General features: G+C 70.4%; 5 protein-coding genes. All 5 read left to right on the forward strand.

Annotation, left to right across the window (positions count from 1 at the left end; genetic code table 11):
- On the forward strand, positions 1-836 hold an 836-nt coding region (locus PLJ28_RS14640), incomplete at its 5' end, for a UPF0158 family protein (RefSeq protein ID WP_298042416.1).
- 625 nt (positions 837-1,461) lie between these two features.
- Complete coding sequence (locus PLJ28_RS14645; protein ID WP_298042412.1) at positions 1,462-1,881, forward strand: hypothetical protein; 420 nt, start codon at positions 1,462-1,464, stop codon at positions 1,879-1,881.
- A gap of 1 nt (position 1,882) precedes the next feature.
- Positions 1,883-2,383, forward strand: coding sequence for a DUF294 nucleotidyltransferase-like/CBS domain-containing protein (locus PLJ28_RS14650; RefSeq protein ID WP_298042410.1), 501 nt, complete (start codon positions 1,883-1,885; stop codon positions 2,381-2,383).
- Between the two features lie 147 nt (positions 2,384-2,530).
- Positions 2,531-4,024: a class I SAM-dependent RNA methyltransferase gene (locus PLJ28_RS14655; RefSeq protein WP_324590319.1), complete on the forward strand. Its 1,494-nt coding sequence runs from the start codon at positions 2,531-2,533 to the stop codon at positions 4,022-4,024.
- A 456-nt stretch (positions 4,025-4,480) separates the two neighbouring features.
- On the forward strand, positions 4,481-5,661 hold a 1,181-nt coding region (locus PLJ28_RS14660; protein WP_324590320.1), incomplete at its 3' end, for a hypothetical protein.

Raw genomic sequence — 5,661 nt, forward strand, 5'->3', positions numbered from 1 at the left:
CGGTGCCTTTGCCGTACTTCGGCTGGGGCACCATCCCGGACCAGTACGGGCGCCGGTGGGCCCAGGACGACGGGGAAGGGCGGGTCCCGCGCCGACCGAGTCAGCCGCACCCCATGCGGTTGCATGCCTGGCCGGGCCGGACGCAGGTCCCCGCGCTGGATCTCACCGCGGTGCGCAGTGCCATCGCCAGATCGGATGCGGATGGCTTCTTGGCCGCGGTAGCCGGACGCGACATCGATGAGGCGCTGCAGCAGGTCGGAGCCGGGATCCCGATGGCCCTGGCCCAACGCCGCGGCCAGGCCGAACCGGTGGCCCTATCGGTGATCAACCGGCTCACCGGCCGGGACGGGCCCGGCGATACGGTGCTGGCCGAGGACCTGCTGACCGCACTACGCCGTCAGCCGCCGGCCGAGCCCGTGCTGCCGGTGGATCTGGAGACGCTCGCCGCCGTCCTCGAAACCGATCCCGGGACCTCGACTGGGGGCTGGCTCGAGGTGCGCACCGGTCAGGTGTACACCGACGAGGACACCGACCCGGCCATCGTCGGCCAGGACGCCGCCATCGACGTCGAGGAGGACCCGGACCGGTGGCTCCGGATCGACCCGGCCGGTTCACGGCAGGGCTGGGCGGACATGGCCGCCTTCGCCGGCCGGCAGCACGATCACACTCTGCGCGTCCGGCTGGAGCAGGCCATCCAGGGCCAGGGTGCCTTCGGCCGGTTCCGCGACCTCGTCCACGCCGAGGACCTGGCCGAACTATGGTCCGTGTACTCCACCGACCGCCGGATCGGCCGCGCCCGCACGTTCCTCGCCGACCACCACCTGCGAGCCGGCTGAAGCCCCCGATCCGCCCACCCTGACCGACTGGGTCTACTGGTTGGCCCGGGTTGGCTCGGTCAAGCGCCGCTAAGTTCGAACAACCCGGTGTCGTACGCCGTGCGTTTGATCGGGAATACCCGGCCGACTGGTTCGCGCGGGCTAGCTCGATCATGTGCCTCGAGGGGGTTCCGGAGCACTTGACGGGCATTTTTGGGCGTGAGCTTCGGGGGTTGCTGTCGTCTCGGAGAACTGTCGGGCCCTAAGACAGTAGGAATGCCTGTGTCTACGGCGCATCCCTCGGTCCCGCGAATGGTCAGATACCTTCTCGTTTTGTCAATACTCGTTCTCTACGTGGCGGCTCTGACCTGGGGTGTTTGTCGCGAAGGCCGAGCATGTAGCCATTCTGCACGCGGGGCGTCCGGATCCCGGGAGTGGAAGTGGGGTAGGAGGCATACTTGCGCCGAGTATGCCGGTTTTGGCTACGGTCGGGGTGGGGCGTCCGGTCGACGCGGGATATCCCACTGAACATCCTCCCGTGTCGGCCGGCCGTTTGGCAGGACGGAATGGCGGCGGCGATGCGGGGGCGGGAACTCGGGGTCGAGTTCCGCAGGATGCTGCGGATACCACCGGTGAGGAGGGGGTTGTGGAGCATGCACTGCGGATAGGGTTGCGGGCCGAGACGTTGCCCGGGCCGATCCGGCTCGACGCCGCGGGTTGTCTGACCCGGGCCAACCACGCGAGGTTGCTCAAGCTGTTGGACCGGGCGGTCTGCCTGAAGGGGTGTCCCAGCCTTACTGTCAACCTGGTCGATCTGGATCATCTGGAACCGGGTGCCTGGAGCGCCCTGGCCCGGCACCTCGCCGCCCTGGAACGTGCCCGGGCAGTGCCGGGGCAGGAACTGCTCGAGGTTGCCCCGGTGATCGGCGTCCATACCCCCACCCGCCCTCGGTATTGCACTGCCCCGCCGGCAGGCACGAACGTTCAGGACCTCGGGGTGGAGGATCTGAGTCTGGGGCATGTGCCGGTCTCGATCGACGGTGGCCTGTCCGAAGGGGGTCTGTGACGTGCCTGAGCAGCTTGAGCAGCTATCGACCGGTTTTGGTAGAGAAGCGCACCCCGACAGGACCACGGTCCGGGACCTGATGTCCCCACTGGGAGTGACGGCCTACGAGGGTGATCTCGTGGCCGAGGTCGCCGTCCGCCTATCCGGTCCGGCAGACACGGTGGTGCTAGTGGACGCCGCTGGACGGGCGGTGGGGGTCATCGTGGCGACCGATATTGAGCGCTTCGGGCGGCAGCAGGCCGGCCGGTGGCTGGACAGGCGCTGGTTCGACCTGGGCGGACCGGACCAGGCCTGGGTGCGGCCGGAGCATCCGGTGGAGGGTGTGGTCTGGCACTACCGTCACGGGCCAATCCGACCGTTGCTGGTGTTCAACGGCAACGAGGCCATCGGGGTCGTGCACCCCTCGGCCGTGTTCCAGTGGTGCGCCGAGCACCTACCCGCGGTGTTGCCAGAACTCAGCCAACGCGCCGCCGCCCAAGCCAGAGGGGCCTCCCCAGCATGAGGCACCGCACCAGAGGCCACACATATCCACCCGCCCCGGCCGCACCAGGACTCGACCGGTGGATCACACCCGGACACCCCCTCACCGACTTACGGGGTGATGAACGGGCCACCCAAGAACCTGCGCAGAAGAACAGGACCACATAAGATGACCACCTCCACCCCATCACCACCGCAGAGCAGGACGGCTTCGGTCGGGCCCGAGGCCTCGGTCCCGGTGCTGTGGACGTTGAGGGCCGGTCCGATGGTGCCCGGGGGTCACTGCGTGGCCCAGCACCAGGGACAGGTGGTGTTTGTCCGGCACGCGATCCCGGGCGAGACCGTGGTGGCCCGGGTGACCGAGGCCGGCCCGGCGCCCGGTGTGTACTGGGCAGACACCGTGCAGGTGCTGCGGGCCTCGGAGTTCCGCCGGGCCCACCCGTGGAAACTGGCCGACCCGCTGCGGTCCTACCCGGTCGGCCGGCGCCCGGTCGCCGGGGCAGAGTACGGCCACATCACCCTGGAGCATCAACGCCGGCTCAAGACCCAGGTCTTCCGAGACACCCTGGCCCGGGCCGGGGGCCCGCCGGCCGGGCAAATCCACGTCCACGTCGCCGGCGTCGCGGCCGATGAACCCGTCGGAATGCACTGGCGCACCCGCATCACGCTGGTGCTCTCCCCGGCCGGCCGGGTCTCCTTTCCGGTCCACCGTGGACCCGGCACCGTGCCGGTGCGCAATATCCCGCCGGCCCTGCCCGGCTGCGACGAGCTGCGCCTATGGGAGGTGGACTTCTCCGGGGCCGCAGGTATCGAACTCGCCACCGCTGCCCACGGGGCCGGAACATTGATCAACATCCATCCCACCCGACACATCGCTGGCACGCCGCGGGCCCTGCGGGCCCGCATGAAGTACTGGCGAGACCAGCTGTCCGGCACCCCGAACCACGTCTCGATCGTGGTGACCACCCCACCCTCGGGTCCCGGCCGGCCCCCGCTGGTCGCCGTCCTGCGCGGAGGGCCCACGATCCATGACCAGGTCAGCTCCGCCCGCTACGGGGCCCGGGACTTTCGGCTCAGCGGCACCGGACACTGGCCCGTCCACCGCGACGCCCCGACCATCCTGGTCGAGACCGTGTTGGCCGCAGCTCGTCCTCAGCCCGGTGACGTGGTGGTCGACCTGCATGCCGGGCCGGGTCTGTTCTCGGCCTTCCTGGCCCAGGCCGTCGGCGAGCAGGGGGTGGTCGTGGCGATCGAACCAGACGGCCGGGCCAGCCAGGACGCCCGGGACAACCTGTCCGACCTGCCCCAGGCGGTCGTCGTCAACAGTGCCGTCGAACCGGTGTTGGCCGGCTGGCCGCACGAGTCGCGGGTCAGGGACACCAGTGGACGACTCGCAGACCGCAAGGTCAATACCGTGGTCCTGAACTCCCTCTTCGCCGGTGCCGGACCCGCCGTCCTTGACCAGCTTCTGCGGCTGAACCCCGACAGAATTGTGCACATCTGTTCCGACCCCGCCTCCCTGGCCCGTGACATGTACCAGCTTCACCACCACGGGTGGCACCCGGAGCGCGTGGACGTCTACGACCTGGCCCCGAACACCCACCAGATGACCACGGTCAGCGTGTTCACCACCACAGGGCCCAGCTCCGGGGCGGCGGCGTGACCGGCTCCCGTACCGGTGCGGTTGTCTCGACAGCGGAAGGTGGTTCCGGCACGAGAGTAGCTGGTGCTTCTGCGGTCCGGGCGCGGTGCCCGAGATCGGCGCGGGCGAGCGAGCCTGCCATGACCGGCGGGGCTCTCGTATGGTGCCGGTTACAGGGCCGATGATCCGTTGAGCGTAGGAGGCACCGTGTCCGTGAGTGATTCCGCCGGTTCACCACCGGCCGGCCGGCCGGGCCGTCTTGCCCCTGCCCGGCGGCCAGCACCCGGGGCCGGCCCCAGGGGAACACCGCACCCGGCGCTGGCGCGGTTCCTGGACGGCCCCGAGACCGGGGAGAGGTTGTTGCTCCTGCAGGCGCCGCGGGGGGTGGGTGCCGGTTGGTTTGCGGCCGGGTGGGTCACCGCCGGCACACGGCCCGAACCGGGGAGGTCGTCAGCGCAGCAGAGCTTAGGGGCCCGAGTGCTGGATGGGACCGGTGCCGTCCGGGACCCGGACGCATTCATCGATCACCTGGGCGCCCTGCTGGAGGGCCCCGGGGCCGGCCGGATCGCCGTCCTGGGGGGCCATGACCTGCCCGTTTCTCGCCTGGCCGGGGCGTTGCCGGCCCGGGTGGCCGGAGTCGAGGACCTGTTACTGACCGTGACCGAGATCCAGGACCTCGCCGCCGGCTGGGCACCGCCGCTGGGGGTGTCCCCCCGGTCCGCGGCGCGGGGGGAATTCTCTCACGCGCGCCCGGGGCCACCGGTGTCGCCGGAGGCGGTCCACGCCGCAACCGGCGGGTGGCTGGGGCCGACACGGGTCCTGTGCGCGAACCCGCTGGCCACCGGCGCGTCCCGACGAGCGATCCTCTCCCCGTTGCTGCAATGGTTGGCAGGCATTGATCCACAGGGACTGATCGCCCAGGCTGCGTTCCTACCGGAGTACACCGAGCAGGTCCTGGCGGCCTTCCACCCCCACCGGACCGACCCGGGACCCACCCTGGAGCAGTTGGTCCAGCTCGGGCTGGTGGTGCCCAGCCGGCACGGGCCCTGGTGCATGCCCACCTTGATCCGGCAGGTGTTGGCCGAGTCCGTGCGTCAGGCCCGGGAACCAGGGGTGACGGTGGCAAGGGCGGCTGCGGTGGACGCGCTGGCCGCGGCCGGCAGGATCGAAACCGCTATCAAGGCCGCGCTGCACGGCCGGGCCTGGGACCGCGCCACCGACCTGATCCTGGAGCACTGGGCCGAGCTGTATTACACCGACCGGCCCGCACTGGCCCGGCTCACGGCCGAGCTACCCCGCTTGGTCATCGGGGGCATGGATGTCAGCGCCGTAGTCTCGCAGCTGTTGACCACCGTCGTGCACGGTCAGGGCCAGAAACGCTGGCCCGCCGTGGAACCAGACCTTGCGCGCGATAAAACCGGTCAACGCTTCCGCGCCGCGACCACCCGGTTGTCCCGCGATCCGGACCACCGCGCGCTGGTCCTGGGACTGATCGAGGTCGGGTATCTGCGCACCGCCGGACATTTCACCGCCTCAGCACGCGCCGCCGTCCGGCTGCGTCGCGCGCTGGCCGCGGCACTGACCACCCACCGGATCCGGCCCCTGCTGGCCGGGGTGAGCGAACTCCAGGCCGGCATCAGCCTGCACCTGGCCGACCG

This window comes from Citricoccus sp. (genome assembly GCF_035445025.1).
Lineage (GTDB): Bacteria > Actinomycetota > Actinomycetes > Actinomycetales > Micrococcaceae > Citricoccus.